This window comes from Deltaproteobacteria bacterium, assembly GCA_019308995.1.
Taxonomy (GTDB): domain Bacteria; phylum Desulfobacterota; class Desulfarculia; order Adiutricales; family JAFDHD01; genus JAFDHD01.
This window is the reverse complement of the sequence record JAFDHD010000070.1, coordinates 1-18,107: the sequence shown is the minus strand read 5'-3', so window position 1 is coordinate 18,107 and position 18,107 is coordinate 1. Positions and strand designations below refer to the sequence as shown.

Genomic DNA, 18,107 nt, shown 5'->3' with positions numbered 1-18,107 from the left:
TTCACGTCCAGATAAATGGAAAAAAATTAATTTTATATTTCAGAGACGACTATTTAAGCTTAAAGTTCAGGTCCTCAAAGGCCTGATAGAGCACAGCCCCTTCGGCCTGGGCAGGCAAGGGCCAATCCATGAGGTAGCAAAGAGTTGGCACAATGTCTGTCAGCCAGGCCGTCCGCTGGAGGCGATGGTTTTTCTTGACGCCCGGACCGGCCATGGTGAACAATCCCTTTAACGATCCAACGCCCCAGTCTACCGTGGGTAGGATCTGCCCGTGTTGACTCCCGAACCAGGGATAGATAGCGTAGATCACGTCCCCGATGTAATCCCCATAAAGCCCCAGGATTCGGGCGTCCTGTTTTGACAGGGCCAGGGCCACGGGACGTTTGCCTGTCCCTGGGTCCACATAAGTAATAAGGGCTTCAATAATCTCCTGCTGGACCTTCTGGTAGTCCTCTGGCTCAACGATGCCATCCGGGTCCCTGCCTTTGAGGTTGACATAGACGTGAATCTCCCGCTGAGGGATGGCTCTGGACGCCTTCATGTCCGGTCTAGCTGTAAATAAAGCGAGTGTTTCGGCCAGGGCGCCGGAGCCCTCCGCTGCGACAGCTTTTTCTTTCATGACAGTGAGTCCTGCGTTCTCTAAAGGCTTGTAAGGATTAAACACGGGACCATCCGCTGTGGCGCCGTGATCCGAGACCAGAATGACCAGGGTTTCCTCATCCACGACTTCCAGAATCCGGGCTATCATTCGGTCCTGACTCTGATAGACCTTGAGGTGCGTGTCCCAGGCCTTGTTCCGCCTCGCCTCATCCGGACAGGTAGCCGGGTCCATGTCCGTAATTATGGCGTGATACACCCAATCTGGTGGATGAGCGTGCATGTAGAAGAGGTCCCAATCCTGTTTTTTAAGCAGGGCTGCCGCGGCATTTCCCAGCCAGATGTCATGCTGGACAGTCATTTCCACATAAGTGTCCTGACCATACCAGCCGATAGCCACACCGGTCATGCCTCCGCCCGGGTGAGGCAACCCCTCTTCAAATGAAATCTCCTTGGCGACTTCAGCCGGAGAACTCCATCCGGAAGTTTCTATCATAGCTGAAATCAGAAGCCTAAAGTCCTCAGCATCATCTGACAGCTCGATAAGTTTACTTATAAAAGCAACTTCCCGCTCCGAGCCGTCCTTCATCTTAATGTTTGTAATAATATTCTCGCTCCACTCTCCCACGGCCAGGGTAAAAAAGGCGTCATTAAAGTCCTTGGTCGGAGAAAGTGTGGCCCGGTCATATTCATCACCGCCTGTCTGGCGCACCAGCACATACCAGGTATGGGCCTCCGGCTCCTCCTTGGCTGAAGGAAAGGCGAGATTCACTTCCATCTCCAGGGGTTCATCCCCCATTTCCGGGACATTGGTCCAGCCTTGAGCCTCCTGAAAGGCAGTCTTGATCGCCCGGGGATAAATACCCGTAGTAATTAATTGAGCGCTGCAGACCGAAACATATGAGTTTAAGGCGATAAGTCCGTCACGCCAGTCAGACACAGTCAATCCGGCCCCGCCGACCATGACCCCATTCTTCATCTTCGAGGGCCAGGAACCGGGATAATTAAGCACGACACACTTTTTCCCCGCACTGTCCAGGACGTCCCAGATGAACTCGGCATGGCAGCGTTCACTGTTAAACGCTTCCACGACATTGATATTTTCCAGGTCAGTGCCTGGTATATGACTGTGAAAATCAGTGATGCAGTGGGTTATCCGCAATCAGCCCCTCGCTAATCAACTTTTTGAAGGTCGGCAGGTGCCCCTCGGCAATGTGCTTCTCAATCAGATGAGGCAACGCGCAATCTAAACCAATAACCGCTACTCTCTTCGCGGTACTAGACATAATCATTCCTTTCTGAGGTTTAAGTTTTAAAACGAGTCAAGCGCCTTGGCGCTTAGCTTCGGCCAGGCCTTTTTTGGCTGCCTTTTTCCTGTTTCTTATTTCTTTGTAAAAAGGGTAAAACACGGTGCGAAAATTGCACCCTTTCCCAAATTCCTCACACTCCACATAAAGAACCAGGTCAAAAGCGGCAGGATCATCCAGTTTCATGGCCTCTTCAATGGGAACCTTATAAGCAATAAAGCCATCCGAAGGGCCTTTGACAATCCCATCTGGATTATAGTAGCCACCGGTCAAACGTTTTTTGCATTTGGGACATTTTTCCTCGGAAGTCACTTTTTCAAAAAGCTCAATCAGTTCTGTTTCAGCCATAATCTACCTGTTATCTTTAAAATCGTATCCTTTCGCCTTCAGTCGGTAATAATATTCTTTTAGTGTCAATTTCGTCAATTCATTTTTCCGGGATTTAGCATCTTTTCAGCCTGTCTTGGCCTAATTTAGTGATAATCTTTATTCTGGCTCATCAATTTAAATTATCATTAATCCAGGAACCGGGCGTTCAGGAAGTAGCGGGCGGATTGAGCCTGCCGGCCGTTATGGCCGAGAACGTCGGCCTTATGCAGGGCCCGCAGTATCTGGTTGGCTAACTTGTCGCGCCGGTGGAGCCAGTGGGGTGGAGAGATGTGATCGGCGAACGTTCGCGGAGGAAAGGGATGGCTGCCCATATTCTGGAAGAAACGGATCATGTGATCCAGAGGCACACTCCGGGCCAGACGCCTTGAAAGTCCCCTCGATCCGCCGGGAAGGGCCAGTGCTTCGGATAGAGATTCAAGCAGGGCCTTTTCATTCACCCCTGGCGCGGCCGCAAACAGCGGCGGCCGGATTTTCTCCGCGGACTCAGCCAGACCGGGAGAAAGATGCTTCAGGCCGATCTCTCCAAGGCCTGCCAGGACGACGGCGCGCTGGATCACGTTTTCAAGCTCCCGGATATTGCCCGGCCATTTATTCTCCGTCAGCAGATTTAAAGCGCCGGGGTTCAGCCCGCTCACGCTGGTCTGGTTTTCCCGGTTGTATTTCCGGATAAAGTGATCGGCCAGACCCGGGACGTCCTCCGCTCTCTCTCTGAGCGGGGGAAGAAGGAAGTGAAAGACATTGAGCCGGTAAAAGAGGTCCTGGCGAAAGTTTCCCAGGCTCATGGCCGCTTCCAGGTCCTGGTTGCTTGCGGCCAGGATGCGCACATCCAGGTAAATGGGCTTGACTGCGCCCAGAGGCAGAACAGAGTGCTCTTGAAGAAACCGGAGTAACCTGACCTGAAGACGGGGGGACATCTCTCCAATCTCATCCAGAAAGACCGTGCCGCCTTCTGCCCGCGTCAATTGACCTTGTTTGTTCGCCCGGGCTTCGGTGAAGGCCCCTTTGCGAAATCCGAAGAGTTCGCTTTCGAGCAGGTTTTCAGGGATGGCCGCGCAGTTGACCGTGATGAACGGCCCCCTGGCCCTGGGGCTTTGCCGGTGGATGAAGCGGGCCAGGACCTCCTTGCCCGTGCCGGTTTCCCCTGTGAGCAGAATCGGGGCGCGGGAACGCGCCGCCTTGGCCGCGGTGCGAATCAGTTCGTTGAAGACCGGGCTGCGGCTTTCCAGCCTGGGGAAGCTTTTTTCAAGTTTTTGAACCGTTGGGGTGGGATAGGTTTGAGCCTCAGCCAGTTCAGCGGCCTCGGTTCTTAAATCTTGGCATATCTTGACCAGGCGTTCATATGCCGCGCTCTCTTGATTAAATTCGGGAAAATATTTCGCCATAAAGTCGGTCAACTCCTCCTCACAAAAACGCTGACGCGCTTCAAGAGGATTGTCACCCTTGTGCAGCCTGAAGAATTCATGGAACATGGCGTCTATGATCAAAGGGATGAACCTTCCGGATGGCCCGCTCTGCCACAGCGTCAGATAGAGCTCAGCATACTCAGCCTTGAGCTCCCTGACCTCGGGGCGAATGATTTGTTCTTCATTGCGGAAGTAATGAAGCAGGGAGCGAAAGCGCGTGTCAAAGCGGGGTACAGCGCGGCTGCAGCTTGCCTGAACCAAGGCAAACCCCAGATACATGGCCTGGCGCAGCTGGGCGGTGCGGAGAAGTTCAGGTTCCATCAATGATTATCCTTCAGTGTGCTTTGAGTCTCGGGGATTGAACCGGCATGGTCGTATTATGAGCCTGACGGCGCTGAACTTCAAGCCAAAATTTATGGTTCCTGTTCAGCCTTGTAGACCGGCTCTGTGTCAGGGAGCTTCGCACCCTGACCTAGAACTTGCAATCAGAGGAAGGGGCTGTCTCATAAGTCGTTTATGCAAAGCCTGGGAGCGAGAACATTATCTGTTTATATATGGATCTTCCACAACCTGCCAGTGGTTTACGTTGAATCCCCCTGTCGCTTCGCGACCCTGACAAATTTTTTTTGTTGTCGGGGCCACCCACCGGGAATACAGGCAAACCTATCCGGGACGCAAATAACTTATTCATTAACATGTGGGGCGGGCTTTCCAGCCTGCCCTTGCCCTTCGCATCCTGACCCACAGCTTCAAGCCAAAACTTGTGGTTTGTGTTCAGGAGATATGGTAATGTATGCCTTGATTCTTTTGAACAGGAGAGAAAGGCCAGCGTGCTGGATCAAGAGACACTTGACGATCTGATCGCCGTTGCCCGTCAGGCCATGGCCCGGGCGCATGTACCGGTCAGTTCCTTTCCCGTGGGAGCGGCTGTCCTGACAGCCAATGGTAAGATATATCCCGGGTGCAACACGGAGAGTATCATTGCCGGTCTGGGTGTTTGCGCCGAACGTTCGGCCATAGACCATGCCGTGGTTCATGGGGAGCGCCATTTCAAGGCCATCCTGATTGTTTCAACCCAGGCCGCCCCTCTTTTACCATGCGGCGCCTGCCGTCAGTATCTTTATGAATTTTCCCAGAACTGCCATGAGGACTTGATGGTTTATGCGGTAAGCCGTGAGGGGGAGCAGGTTTGTTATTCCCTTTCAGAACTTCTGCCCAACAGTTTCGGGCCGCGGCATAAGGGGTGAGCCTTTGGGGCCGGTTATAAGGTATAGAGGAATAAACTCAAACAGTAAAACTAAAGGGAGGTGAGAGACATGCTGCCTGATGTGCTCTTGACTGAGGACGAAAAGGCACTGAAACAGGAGGTTCGTGATTTTGTGAAAAACGAGGTTTCGCCCGATTTGCTCAAAAAAATGGACCTTGATGAGATTACTTATCCCAGGGAGTTTGTCAAAGCCCTTGGAGACGGGAATCTGCTGGGACTTAGATTCCCAAAGGAATTCGGCGGCCGTGGTTTGAACTGGACAGCTGAAATAGCGGCTCTGGAGGAGATCGGTGTTCTGGGATCGTCCCTGAGTTGCGCCTTTAGCATGCCTTCCATTGTCGGTCAGGCCTTTCACAGCTTTGGGACCCTGGAACAGAAAGAGAGATTTTTACGTCCCATGCTCAAAGGTGAGGTCGTCTCGGCTGAAGGACTGACCGAGCCTCGCGGCGGCTCGGACTTTTTCGGCGCCACCACCAGGGCGGAGCTGAAAGGCGATTATTTTATGGTGCGCGGGCAGAAGCGGTTCATCGTTGGGGCCGACGGCGCGGATTTTTTTATCGTTTACTGTAAAACAAACCCCGAGGCCAAACCGCATCAGAGCATCAGCCTGCTCCTGATTGAAGCGGACAGGGAAGGGGTTGAGACGAAATACCTTTACGGCCTGCTGGGAACGCGTGGAGGCGGCACCGGGCGACTTCTTTTTAAAGACGTCAGGGTGCCGGCCAGCAATCTTATCGGCGAGATCAATCAGGGTGCGCAGATATTTAACACCATGATGGTGCCAGAACGGCTCACTTCGGCCGCCGGAGCCCTGGGCCTGGCGCGAGCCGCTCTGGAGGTGGCTGCCAGATACAGTGACCGGCGCAAGTCCTTTGGGCAGAAGATAAGAAGATTTCAGGGCGTGAGCTTTAAGGTGGCTGACGCCATCACGCAGATTGACGCCGCCCGGGCCCTGGTGCTTGCGGCAGGCAAGACTGTGGACGCCGGACTTCCCACGGCGCGAAGGCTCGTGAGCGAAGCCAAGAAATTCGCCACTGATGTTGCCTGGGCGGTCTGCAACCTGGCCATGCAGATTATGGGCGGCATCGGTTACACCAATGTCTTTCCCATTGAAAAGCTGGTGCGCGACGCCAGGCTTTCCCAGATCTGGACCGGCACCAATGAAGTCATGAACCTCCTCATCCAGCATGAGTATTACCAGGAGGTCTTGCACGATCCCAATCCCGCCCGGGAGATCGAGACCGACGCTCAGGAGGCGCACATGGCTGATGAAAAGGTCTATGAGGATGAGGAGATGTGGACCAAGGGCTGGTAATAAGTGCGTTTGGAGGCAGGTGGTTCCTGGTCTTGACTCATTACTGGCCAATGATTTCAACCGGGAACCTTTTTTTTCTTCACCTAGCAAAAATCTGCAAGGGTAAAGGTAAGCTATAACCTTACGGAAAAACGGTAAAGAAAAAGGCAGAGCCATTTGACCCTGCCTTTGGTAAATAATAGCCGAAAAAGAATAATTTTACCTAAACTTTTTCCTGATTCCTACTATACCTAGTAATCCTGAGCCAAGGAGATAGATTGCGCCGGGAATGGGTACCGGGTTGGCGTCAGCGGTGAGGCCGGTAATGAGAAAGTGACTCTTGTAGTCATCCCCGTCAGGAATATTAGCCCGGATAGTAAATCTGTCTACCAAAGCGTCAGGGCTAAGCCCCAAGCCTGCAAATTTTAATACCCATAGTTCATTATATAGAGGATCAACCTTGTCAAAAATAGTAGCGCCTGCGAGGGTTCCAAGGAGGAGGTGATCAGTAGATGTCCCATCTGTGAAATTGATCGATAAGTCGAAAAGATCCGAATCCTTAAAATCACTCAGAAGGACCTCGATATCATTGGCGTTGACGCTGAATAAAGAGTTGAAATCAAAAGTGACGTCTTCGTCCTCATGGGGAGCACCGTTTGGATCATCATCATGTTTGGATGCAGCACGATCACCTTGCCCCCCGGAGACGTGATGGCTTCCTTCGATTTTTGCCCTACCAGTATCGCTGTCAAATACGCGCAACCCATTCGTCCCCACTGTAAAGGCTTTAACTCCAAGCCCTTCCTTTTTACCATCCGGGAGTTCGCTGTGTTCTTCCGTAATTGTGATAATACCGGCCTGATAGTCATTAAGCGTATTGAAAAGGGGGTATCGGGTGCTTGGTACATCCAGGTGTTCCCCCGCGGTCACGGTGACAAAAAGCGGATCGGTAATGGTTCCCGGACCGGCCAATCCATCAGTTTGAATCAGGAGAACGCTGCCCTCGCCGGTGGTTCCACTGGTATAAAAACCCGACACATCCGCAGCTACTACCTTGTCATGATTGAGCTTCGTGGTTCCAAGCCCCAAAGCATCAGTGGTAAGTTTGATTGAGATCGGGGAGGCCTCAACCATACCGACTGGGCCAAGCAACAACATCAAGGCTAAAACCGCAACTGTGAACCCTGCCGGAAGATAGAACGAGGTCCCTTTTACATTCAATTTCTTTATACTTAGCATCTTTAATCCCTCTTTTGTTTTTAGATTGTTTTATAATCTCTTCCGAAGCCAGTGGTACGGTCGGTCATGGGCAGATATGGTCAAACGCCTCTCTGGGTGGATGCCCAAATACAAGAAACAGGATTCTCTCTGGCGAAGACCCATTTTCATTCTGATTTTTCCTATTGATATTAATTTGTTTTCCGACCTGAGAAAAACACCTAACACCATGTAGGTATTATCAATCAGGGTTCATAAAGATATATTCCACAGACAAAATATATTAGCAGACATTCAAATATTACTTTGCTCAAGTCCAGCATGTCAATACGAAGAAAGTATGATTAAAACTTATTTCGGCTAGGAAGAAAGTACCAAAAAAGGGGGGACTAACGTTTTTTTCGTATTTGAGCGCCTTGGGCCATGTCGTTGGACCCGAAGGGTCAATGTAGTCAACCCCTTTCTGGCAATTGAGCCTGAGGCAGATGGTCCTTTAACTTCTCCTATTTATCTTTTTCAAGAAGATAAAGCTTAAACGCTCCTTGGACCTGCCTTCACTTTCTTAAGAACAACGTCCAGGTGCTAAATTTGAGGCGATCTCAGTCAAGAGCATGTCAAGGCAAAGGTAAAGCGGAATATCCAAAATAAAATATTAGTTCGCGAACAGAGAGCGTTTTCATATCTTCAAGGCTGAGATTACTCGCGATTATTTCTTTCCTGGTGCAGAGAGCCGTTCCTTTATTTGCCCGCCATAACCGAGATGAAGCAGCCGCCTCCACTGCTCATATTTCTGTCAGATGATCCATTGGAGGTAAAAACTGCCTGAATGGCATGGTTTTGAGTTACATTATTGAAGGTATAACTGGAAACCGCGCCGACCGAGTTGCCATCTACTATGATATCCTCAATGGAATACCCGTCGTCCGGTGTAATGGAGAAAGTCTGATTGGCTCCTTCCTGGACGGAGATCACGCCCAAGGGCGCAACTGTCCCGCCGGGATCGGTTGTAGCAATGATAGTATAAGTTTTCATGGTGAAGACGACGCTTATGGTATGATTCCCCGTCACATGCGCGAATGTGAACGCATTTACGGCGCCTACTGATACACCATCCACCAGCACATCTGCGATATTGTAGCCCATGTCAGGTGTGATAGTGAAAGCTTGATCGGTCCCATAACTTACCGATACTGCCCCTGACGGTGTAATGCTTCCGTTAGGTCCGGCTGAGGCAGCGATGGTGTAGATGTCACTGGCAAAGCTAGCTTCAATGGTGTGATCCTCCTTCACGTTATAAAAGGTATAACTGGAAACCGCGCCGACCGAGTTGCCATCTACTATGATATCCTTAATGGAAGACCCATCGTCCGGTGTAATGGAGAAAGTCTGATTGGCTCCTTCCTGGACGGAGATCGCGCCCAAGGGCGCAACTGTCCCGCAGGGATCGGTTGTAGCATTGATAGTATAAGTTTTCATGGTGAAGACGACGTTTATGGTATGATTCCCCGTCACATGCGCGAATGTGAACGCATTTACGGGACCTACTGATACACCATCCACCAGCACATCTGCGATATTGTAGCCCGTGTCGGGCGTGATAGTGAAAGCTTGATCGGTCCCATAACTTACCGATACTGCCCCTGACGGTGTAATGCTTCCGTTAGGTCCGGCTGAGGCAGCGATGGTATAAGAGTCACTGGCAAAGCTAGCTTCAATGGTGTGATCCTCCTTCACGTTATAAAAGGTATAACTGCTTTCAGCCCCGACCGGCAACCCATCAACTTGGACGTCTTCGATATGGTACCCGGCATTCGGGGTGATATGAAAGGTCTCGTCTGAGCCATCAGGCACTATCACCACACCAGACGGGGAAATGGTTCCATCGGCGCCAGCCTCGGCGCTAATAGAATGGGAAATAGTCATGGCAATAAACTTGGTCACAAAAGCGTCGTTGTAAGCGCCATTGTAAGGGCCCAGGTTAGGGCTAGTCGTAGGGAAGTCCGAAGAATCAGTAAATCCTGTCACATAAGCATCCCCTGAGGGATCCACCGCGATTCCCCAGCCTTGATCATAGGAGCTCCCGCCAAGAAAGGTGGAGTAGATTAGATCGGAGCTAGAGGGATTGAGTTTCGTTATAAAGGCATCGGCATAGCCATGAGATATCCCCTGGTATGGGCTGGCTGTGGGGAAGTTGTTGGATTCAGTAAAACCTGAGACATAGGCGTTGCCTGAGGGATCCACCGCGATCCCACGGCCTTGATCTTGGTTGCTCCCGCCAAGAAAGGTGGAGTAAATCAGGTCGGAGCCCGCGGCATTGAGTTTCGTTACAAAGGCATCATGGTAACCGCCGCCATACGTTCCCTGGTACGGGGAGCTGGTGGTGCTGGTGGTAGGGAAGTCGGATGACTCGGTAAAGCCCGTCACATAAGCGTTGCCTGAGGAGTCCACGGCGATCCCAGTACCAATATCGTCACCACCTCCGCCCAGGAATGTGGAGTAAACCAGATCAGAGCCGGCGGCATTGAGTTTCGTTACAAAGGCATCCCAGGAGCCGCGGAGTTGATCCTGGTAAGAATTGAGTATCGGAAAATTGGGGGAACTGGTTTCGCCTGTTACATATGCGTTGCCCGAGGAGTCCACCGCAATGCCAAAGCCTTCTTCCGTTTTGCTGCCGCCAAGAAAGGTGGAGTAGGCCAGGGTGCCCGTCGCACTGATTTTTGTCACAAAGGCATCCCAGGAGCCGCTGAGTTGATCCTGATAAAAATTGAGTATCGGGAAATCGGATGACAAGGTTTCGCCTGTTACATAGGCGTTCTCCAAGGAATCCACGGAGATTGCCTTACCTCTGTCGTTGCTGCTGCCGCCAAGGTAAGTGGAATAGACGAGTTCGGAGCCTGAGGCGTTAAGCCTGGCCACAAAGGCATCTGTTGGACTGCCGCCGAACGTTTCTTGGAGGGGATTAGCTAGGGGGAAGTCTATGGAGGAGGCATCGCCTGTTACATAGGCGTGGCCAGAGGCGTCCACAGCAATGCTTCTTCCGATATCCTGGCCGCTGCCGCCCAGGTAAGTGTAGTACACCAGGGCGGTGCCTGAGACGTTGAGCTTGGCCACAAAGGCATCCCAGGACTCGCCGTACACATCCTGACAGGAGCTGACTAAAGGAAAGTCAGTAGAACCGGTAACACCTGTGATATATACGTTGCCCGAGGAGTCCACGGCGATGTCATGGCCTCGATCCTCATCGCTGCCGCCAAGAAAGGTGGAGTAAACAAGTATCGGGTCAATGACTAGGGCGCGCTGGCGGTCATAGGAGGCTAATTGAAAAGCTATTTCATTGCGACCCAGAATTGTGTATTGGCCGGAAACAACCTGTCTGCGACCGTCTAATTCCTGGTAAACCAATGGCAGGCGCTGTATAATCTCTCCCGTCTTTGTTTTGAGGACAAGGTTTCCTTTTTCGTCTCGTTTTATTTTCTCCACACCCTCGAAAGCCAGCCGGATTATTTTAGGATCGGCGCCGGGGGCAATGAGAAAGTCATATTCCAGTTGGCCTGCACGACCGTAAAAGACGAGATCAATGCCAGGATAAATATTTTTATATTTCACTTTGCTGTAGCAAGGTATATTGGTCCGCCATTTTTTATGGTCTCGGCCGATGAAGTAGTTGACCTTGCCAGGGAGTTCTTCTATTCCACTCACTTCTGATGTGGAGTTAACTCCCATCGGCCGAATGCGTATAATCATTCGTTTTGTTTTATGGGCTGATAGCGCCAGCCTCGCTTTAGATTGAGATGAGGCTTCAGGAGTAATCAGAGTTAACACTGCCTCAGTTGAGGTTAAATACAAAATATAGCCGTTACCTTGAGCTAAAAATTTAACCTGATCGTCGGCCTGACCGCAGTTTGCCTCGAAGCTCAGGGGGAGCTTCCCATATAAATTATTTAATTTGACCTGGATGTCAGGGTTAGATTTGGATACGATGGCTGATAGACTAACAGTAGCTCCTGAAACAACCACAGCTTGAAGCGTCAATCCAAAAAAAACAATAAGAACTAACAAACACAAGTTCCGGAGGATTTTTCCGTACATGACCTGTCCTTTAAATATGATATTTTAAATTAGTTATCCATACATGAGTCATTCACCTCACCGGTTCCTCAAACTGGTCACTCCCCGATAATCTTTACCAGGACCCTCTTTCTTCTTCGCCCGTCGAACTCGCCGTAGAAAATCTGCTCCCATGTTCCGAAATCAAGCCGCCCGTCCGTCACGGCCACTACAACCTCCCGCCCCATGACCTGGCGCTTCATATGCGCGTCGGCGTTATCCTCGCCCACGTTGTGCCGGTATTGGGACACAGGCTCGTGCGGGGCTAACTTTTCCAGCCAGACGTCATAATCATGATGCAGACCGGATTCATCATCGTTTATGAAAACAGAGGCCGTGATATGCATGGCATTCACCAGCACGAATCCTTCGGTGACGCCGCTTTCTTTCAATGCTTCCTCAACCTGCGGGGTGATGTTGATAAAGGCCCGTCTAGTGGGAACGTTAAAGAAAAGTTCCCGGCGAAAATTTTTCATGGTTCTCCTCCTGGCACCTTGGATGGAGCCTATACTACATAAAAGAGCCTCTGAGGGGAACTGTGTTTCGTTGTTTTTTCTAAAGACGAAAGTACTGGAGCTTTTATCCATAACAAGGGCGCCGAATTGTCAATCATGATCATTGCAGGATCAAATAAAATTCAGCGAGCGCGGGCGGGTCCGGTCGTTTGGTCCAGATACCACCACCAATGATCCTTGTCAAACTGCTCCTCCCTTTCGGCCTGGGTCCCGGAATCATATACCTCCCTGACGATCCAGGCCCGGTATTTTAGCAGCAGCCAATCGAATTTCTTCAGGGCCTTGAGCTCGGCCTGGTCCAGACGATCCCGCTGGAATTCCAGTTCACTGCGGTAAAAAAGATAGTCGCGCATGATATCCGGGTGTTCCCCCAGCAGGGGCCGGACTCGTTCAAGCATGACCATGATCTGTCTTTCCGCTGGCATGGAAGTACTATACCAAATCTGTGTTATGGCTGGTATTTAAAGCCGGGTCTTTAATTAACATCACTTTTCACTACTGTCCAGGTGTTATTTTTCGCAAGCTCTATAAGCAGCACCATAACAAATAGTAATATGGTCTGAAAGCCTTGCAAATCCTCAGCATTACTTTATTCGAGAAAAGTCCCATTTTTCAAGTGTTGACGGCCTCCTACAATAAAATCATAGAGGAGGCTTCTGGCAACCAACTGGCATTATTCGGCTCTTAACCGGACAGTAGTGATTTACTATGTGAATTCGACTTATAAGTGCAGCCCAGAATGTGATGAATCCGCGGGTGGCGAAGAAATCGGGTGGACCACAGAGCCGAACTCAGGTAGACCTTGATCCTGTTCAGCCTTGGGAAATCCTTTTCTGAAAAAGGCCAGGCCCTGTTTTTTGCATCTATCCAAACAGGTCCCGCACATCAGGCAATCCGAGTTCTTGACCTGGGCCTGTTCGTTGATGGCCTGAATATCACAGGCTGAACTGCAGCGCCGACATTCAAGGCAGTTTTCATTCTTGGCCAGTAATAATGCCCCGGGGATCTTACTGATCCAGCCTAATATCAGTCCAACCGGGCAGGCCGACCTGCAGAAAGGCCGGTAGATAAAGAGGGAAGTAATCAGGAGAATCCCCAGAAGTATCCAGCCTGCGGTATAATACGATGTCAGGTTAAACGCGACCTTGAACGGGTCAATGTGATTGAACAATTTCTCCTGGGTGAAAAAGAGCTGGATAATCAGAGCAGCGGCCAGGATATATCTCATCCAGCGCATGATCTGCTGCGCGCGTTGACTCTTCAGCCGGTTGAACCTGTTCGATTTGTAAATGAATTCCTGCAGAGCGCCCAAGTGGCAAACCCACCCACACCAGACTCGACCTAAAAAATACGTGATAACGGCTATTCCTAAAAACCAGACCACGCTGTAAAGTTTCACCTCAGCGCCCAGTCCCAATAACACCAGGTTCTGGAAGCTCGAAATTACACACGGACAACCGCCGTTCATGAAACCCAGAATGATTAAGGAACCGAGGAGAAACAGGGGGCGCGTAAACCGGAAATGCTTGAACCGAACCATGATGCCAGCCAGGATCGTGAAAAATAAAGCGGCCAGTTGCAGCTTGAGTTTCTCAAAAATGCCAGGTTCATGCGCTTCGTGATTATCACTATTTTTTGAAAATTCCGAAGCTGCCAGCGGCTTGAAGGCGTCTGAAACTTCCAGGGTCTTAAAACCCGCGTCTTGGGTCAGAGCGATCCCTGGGGTCAGGAACCAGGGGATCAAGGTTATGAGCAGAATGATCCCCCAATTCATTGACCATTTCTTTATCTTTATGGCTGTCATGGCCTGTTGCACGAAATCATCTCACGGAAATGATTTCAAGCGGAGACGACTTTCAAGGCTATAAAACCATAGCCGCCTTCTTTGCTGCAGGTCCGCTTGGCATGCAAGCTCGCTTCCCCATCCTCAGTTGAAGTTATTTTGACCTTCACCAGCCGTTCAAAATGATTATCAGATGTCTCGGTCCACTGCGTCGCTCCGAGGACTTCCATACCCTCCGCCTTGAACTGCGTGGCCTCGATCCCTTCCGGACAGTTCCGGTGGGACAGAAAGACACTGACTTTCAAGATGACTTCGTCTCCAACCTTATAAACCGCCTGAGGCTCGCCGTGTACTTTCACTTCAATCTCACAGGCCAAAGCCTCTGCGGCCTGGAAAATGAGAAGTGAGGTTCCAACCATGATCAGGCTCAGTACGAGCCAGGATTTTTTTATCTGTTGCTTTGTCATGATTACTCTCTTCCAAGAATCAACCAGTCAGACCCGGGTGGCTACAGCTCTGGTAGATTATCCATATGCTTCCAGTTTCCGGAGTTATCCCGCGGCGCTGTGGCATTCGGTTTGTTGCCAGCTCTCCATCCAGCCCAACCCGGTCTGCCGGTGGAGTCTCTGAGGACTAAAATTTCCTCGTCTTTTCTTACTTCCGCGGCAATAATGGCGCGTTTTTCGTTCCGGGTTAATCTGGACCCCTTTATCTCTACCTGATCGCCCGCTTCAATTTTCAGGGCCTGCCTTTCATAATACCAGGCTGGTCCCAGGGATACGACTATGGTTTCTTGATTCGTCCTGAGAATCAGATGGGCCTCAGAATGGCCTTTTCCATCCGAATTCTCAATGTCTACACGTTCTACACGGCCCTTTACCGTTTCCACTGTGGCCGGATCATAGAGGCGGGTTGCCGAATTTCTTCCCAATCTGTGCTTTTGATTCCAATTTTGCCCTCGACCAAAGCCGAACCCGCGTCCTCTTTGGGCAACTAGCTGTCCTTTGCCCCAGGCAGATTGGTCATTTGTACTCTCAGCCCAGGCCACATAGCCGCAAGAGGCTATAATGAGAAACGCAACCATGAGGGCCAGACCGGCCAGACCTCGATTTTTATGCCTTTTCTTTTGTTGCTCCATGACTTTCCTCCTTGATTTCAACGGGCAAGAACTCTTAATCTTTGATCTTCTTGCGCCGGTTGTATTGTACGGGCCTTTTCGCTTCCAAGGTCCCTTTTCGGAATATGAAAGGGGCAAGGTGTATGCCAGAATAGGCCAAAAAATTTTTATCAATTTTAACTTATTGATGTGACAGGTAAATTACAGGGGAGTCGCTTGAGGTTTTAGGATAATGTATGGGCTTGAGGGGTAAAGAGCTGGATGATTTTTTTACATTAAATATTTTGATGTAAAAAAAATAGACAAGAAATCTTTAATCACCTTTGCAGCGCAAAGATATTATATTTTTTCAGGGTAACCTTGCACCATATTTCGACCTGAGCACCCCTTAAAAGTGATTATGCAGCCTGATACCTCAATATTTTCAATTTTCATTATCTTTCATCTGGCCAGAATCTTGGATTCTGAAGTGATTCTGAAAGCCGATTTTACTTGACATATTATTTATTATTGTTATTTTTAGACTGAAAAACGATTTTTGTCTAAATTTATATAAACAGGAGGCATTCATGAAACAGGAAAAATTGGATTCCATCCTGAATACCGCAAAAAAAATGTTTGCGCTATACGGCCTCCGGAAAACGAGTATCGAGGAGATGGCCCGTTTGGCCAGAGTCGCCAAGGCGACCATTTACAACTATTTCGGTAGCAAAGATAAGGTTTACCTGGAAGTCCTCCGTCGGGAAATGTCTGAGACAGCGGAAAAGGTATCATACTTGGTTGATCAAGAAACTTTGCCAGGAGATAAGTTAGTCACCTTCGTCAAAGCAAAGTTCCGATACATGGGCAAGGCCATAAATATATTGAATCTGGATCGTGAGGGGATAGGGAATCTTTTACCCGGCGCAGAAAGCATTCGTAATGAGCTTTTCAACCGTGAAGTGGACATCATTCATTCTATTTTAGTAGATGGAGTAAAAAAGGGAATTTTTTATCTTAATTATCCGCTTTTAACAGCCAGGGCCATTGCTCATGCCTTGAGGGGATTTGAGTTGTACTGGCTGGTCCAGGAAAGTGAAGAAAAAATTGAGTATTATCTCGATGAATTGATGGCAATCCTTTTTGATGGCCTGAAGTCCGAAAAGAGGGGGCTCAAGGAATGAAAGGAACCGCTATCTGAAGAGTGTAGAGATAATAAAAAATTTCAGAGAATCCGGGACTGAATTGAGAAAACGAATCAAGGCCCAACATAAGACCAATTGCTGCAACAGGCCTATTTGCCTTACTGCTTTTAAGCGGCTGTATCACGCCGGGGAACCCGAATCGCAAACATCAGGCGAAAACCCTGGGGGACCGGTTGCCCGGATTAAACAAAGTTATTATACTACCTTGAAAGGTTGAAAAAAAGATGAAAACAACTGCTCTCGTTCCGGTTTTTAATGAAGAAAAAACTATTAAGAATGTTTTGTCTACTTTGAATAATTCAGAGTTGATAGAGGAGATTGTGGTTGTTGATGATGGCTCTACCGATAATAGTCTAGAAAAAGTCAGAATTTTTAAACGAGAAACATCAAAAAAACTGAAAGTTATTTCTCTAAAAGAGAATGTAGGAAAAGGAGGCGCTGTTAAAATAGCAACAAAAGATCTAAAAACAGAGATCATTTTTTTTTGTGATGGAGATTTGAATAATTTCAAAGAAGAACACATAAGACAAATATTAGAGCCATTTAATTATGATAAAAACATAATGTCCATTGGTATAACTCAACTTTATGGTAAGGTTGGTACTTCTTTATATAGAAATTTGTCTCTATCTGGAGAGCGGGCTTTACCCTACTCACATTTTATGAAAATCAAAGAAAATCCATTGATAGAGAAATGGGGGTTAGAACTAGTAATGAACGACTATTGCAAGAGAAATAATATTCCCATCCATAGATGTATATTAGAAGATGTAGAGGGTACGCTCAAGCCAAAAAAGTGGAAAAGAGGCAATTATTATCTAATAAAAGAAATATTTGAGATCACCGTAATAATGATAAAGCTAAAGATGAGTTTTTTTTAGATACTAAAAATAATAAATATGCCTAAAACTCAGTAAGCAAAATACAAACTTCCCAGGCACCGTTATATGATCAACTAGCTATTAAATATTAATTCAAACAAGGCCTGTAAAGGTTATGAAAAAATGCTTAAAAAAGCCGATACCTTGAGCAAAGCCGTTCGCATAACGGCAACAGAGATCAGAAAGTATAAACAAGTCTCGAAAAAGGCCGAGTATACGGCAAAACCGTTCCCTAAAGACAGGCGTTTGGTTGTTGACGCTGGGTTTATAGCTCATCGGAAACACGTAACCTATGCATTGATGGAAGTGGACGTGACCAAGCCCAGGCAATTTTTTCGTGAGCACAAGGCCAATACCGGCGAGTCTCTTTCTTTCACCGCCTTTATTATAACCTGTCTGGGCCAGGCAGTGGAAATGAACAAGCACATGCATGCCTATCGGAACTGGCGGGGTAGATTGATCCTCTTTGACGAAGTGGACGTGCATACCCCCATCGAGACCGAATCCGGCCGGGTAACTTTACCGTACATAATCCGAGGAGCCAATAACAAAGCTTTTTACGACATCCACAGTGAAATTCGGGCCATCCAGGCAAACCCGGAGAGTGATCCAATATCGGGGAAGATCGAATGGTTGGTCCGGCTGCCCGGTTTTATTAGGAGGGGTTTATACTGGATATTTACCAAGAATCCCCAGTGGTGGAAGAGGTACAGCGGGACAGTGACGGTATCAGCCATTGGGATGATCGGACAATTTCCCGGTTGGGGAATTCCTTTTGGCAATCACACCCTGGGCCTGACCCTGGGGGGTATCATGGAGAAACCTGGAGTGGTTAACGGGCAAATAGAAATCCGGGAATATTTAAACATTACCATGAGCATGAACCACGACATCATTGACGGCGCTCCGGCCGTGCGATTTTTCGAAAAACTACAGGAACTGATCGAGAGCGGTTACGGCCTAGGGGAATAATATTTTTTTAAGCTTAAATCCAATTACTTTTGTAATTCTTGCCAGACCCGTTAACCGGCAAGCTTATGGGGT

At 49.0% G+C, this 18,107-nt stretch carries 15 protein-coding genes; 5 read left to right on the top strand and 10 right to left on the bottom strand.

Annotation, left to right across the window (positions count from 1 at the left end; all coding sequences use genetic code 11):
- Nucleotides 1–49 precede the first annotated feature (49 nt).
- From JRI95_11610 to JRI95_11600, 3 genes are all read right to left on the bottom strand, one after another.
- On the bottom strand, nt 50–1,759 hold the full coding sequence (locus JRI95_11610; protein MBW2062191.1) for an alkaline phosphatase family protein: 1,710 nt from the start codon (nt 1,757–1,759) through the stop codon (nt 50–52).
- Nucleotides 1,760–1,919: 160 nt separating this feature from the next.
- Nucleotides 1,920–2,252, bottom strand: coding sequence for a hypothetical protein (locus JRI95_11605; GenBank protein ID MBW2062190.1), 333 nt, complete (start codon nt 2,250–2,252; stop codon nt 1,920–1,922).
- A 167-nt stretch (nt 2,253–2,419) separates the two neighbouring features.
- Nucleotides 2,420–4,018 carry a sigma-54-dependent Fis family transcriptional regulator gene (locus tag JRI95_11600; GenBank protein ID MBW2062189.1) on the bottom strand — a complete coding sequence of 533 codons (1,599 nt, stop codon included), beginning with the start codon at nt 4,016–4,018 and terminating at the stop codon, nt 2,420–2,422.
- Between the two features lie 512 nt (nt 4,019–4,530).
- Here JRI95_11600 and JRI95_11595 point away from each other — a divergent pair.
- Together JRI95_11595 and JRI95_11590 are read left to right on the top strand one after the other, a co-directional pair.
- Nucleotides 4,531–4,944, top strand: coding sequence for a cytidine deaminase (locus JRI95_11595; GenBank protein MBW2062188.1), 414 nt, complete (start codon nt 4,531–4,533; stop codon nt 4,942–4,944).
- 72 nt (nt 4,945–5,016) lie between these two features.
- On the top strand, nt 5,017–6,279 hold the full coding sequence (locus tag JRI95_11590) for an acyl-CoA/acyl-ACP dehydrogenase (GenBank protein ID MBW2062187.1): 1,263 nt from the start codon (nt 5,017–5,019) through the stop codon (nt 6,277–6,279).
- 198 nt (nt 6,280–6,477) lie between these two features.
- Here the strand turns inward: JRI95_11590 and JRI95_11585 are convergent, their stop codons facing one another.
- The 7 genes from JRI95_11585 to JRI95_11555 all read right to left on the bottom strand — a co-directional run bounded on the left by JRI95_11585 (nt 6,478) and on the right by JRI95_11555 (nt 15,019).
- Complete coding sequence (locus JRI95_11585; protein ID MBW2062186.1) at nt 6,478–7,497, bottom strand: hypothetical protein; 1,020 nt, start codon at nt 7,495–7,497, stop codon at nt 6,478–6,480.
- 717 nt (nt 7,498–8,214) lie between these two features.
- Entirely contained in the window at nt 8,215–11,220 is a 3,006-nt protein-coding gene (locus JRI95_11580) for an SBBP repeat-containing protein (protein ID MBW2062185.1), read from the bottom strand.
- A gap of 422 nt (nt 11,221–11,642) precedes the next feature.
- Nucleotides 11,643–12,059: a YjbQ family protein gene (locus tag JRI95_11575; protein ID MBW2062184.1), complete on the bottom strand. Its 417-nt coding sequence runs from the start codon at nt 12,057–12,059 to the stop codon at nt 11,643–11,645.
- Between the two features lie 161 nt (nt 12,060–12,220).
- The gene (locus JRI95_11570) at nt 12,221–12,523 is read right to left on the bottom strand and encodes a hypothetical protein (GenBank protein ID MBW2062183.1); all 303 of its coding nucleotides are present in this window, start codon (nt 12,521–12,523) and stop codon (nt 12,221–12,223) included.
- Between the two features lie 296 nt (nt 12,524–12,819).
- On the bottom strand, nt 12,820–13,914 hold the full coding sequence (locus tag JRI95_11565) for a 4Fe-4S binding protein (GenBank protein ID MBW2062182.1): 1,095 nt from the start codon (nt 13,912–13,914) through the stop codon (nt 12,820–12,822).
- A 23-nt stretch (nt 13,915–13,937) separates the two neighbouring features.
- Complete coding sequence (locus tag JRI95_11560; GenBank protein ID MBW2062181.1) at nt 13,938–14,348, bottom strand: hypothetical protein; 411 nt, start codon at nt 14,346–14,348, stop codon at nt 13,938–13,940.
- A gap of 41 nt (nt 14,349–14,389) precedes the next feature.
- On the bottom strand, nt 14,390–15,019 hold the full coding sequence (locus JRI95_11555; GenBank protein MBW2062180.1) for a hypothetical protein: 630 nt from the start codon (nt 15,017–15,019) through the stop codon (nt 14,390–14,392).
- 548 nt (nt 15,020–15,567) lie between these two features.
- Here JRI95_11555 and JRI95_11550 point away from each other — a divergent pair.
- From JRI95_11550 to JRI95_11540, 3 genes are all read left to right on the top strand, one after another.
- Nucleotides 15,568–16,161, top strand: a complete 594-nt coding sequence (locus JRI95_11550; protein MBW2062179.1) for a TetR/AcrR family transcriptional regulator — start codon at nt 15,568–15,570, stop codon at nt 16,159–16,161.
- Nucleotides 16,162–16,406: 245 nt separating this feature from the next.
- Complete coding sequence (locus JRI95_11545; protein MBW2062178.1) at nt 16,407–17,063, top strand: glycosyltransferase; 657 nt, start codon at nt 16,407–16,409, stop codon at nt 17,061–17,063.
- A 123-nt stretch (nt 17,064–17,186) separates the two neighbouring features.
- Complete coding sequence (locus JRI95_11540; GenBank protein MBW2062177.1) at nt 17,187–18,035, top strand: 2-oxo acid dehydrogenase subunit E2; 849 nt, start codon at nt 17,187–17,189, stop codon at nt 18,033–18,035.
- The last annotated feature ends 72 nt before the right edge of the window (nt 18,036–18,107 follow it).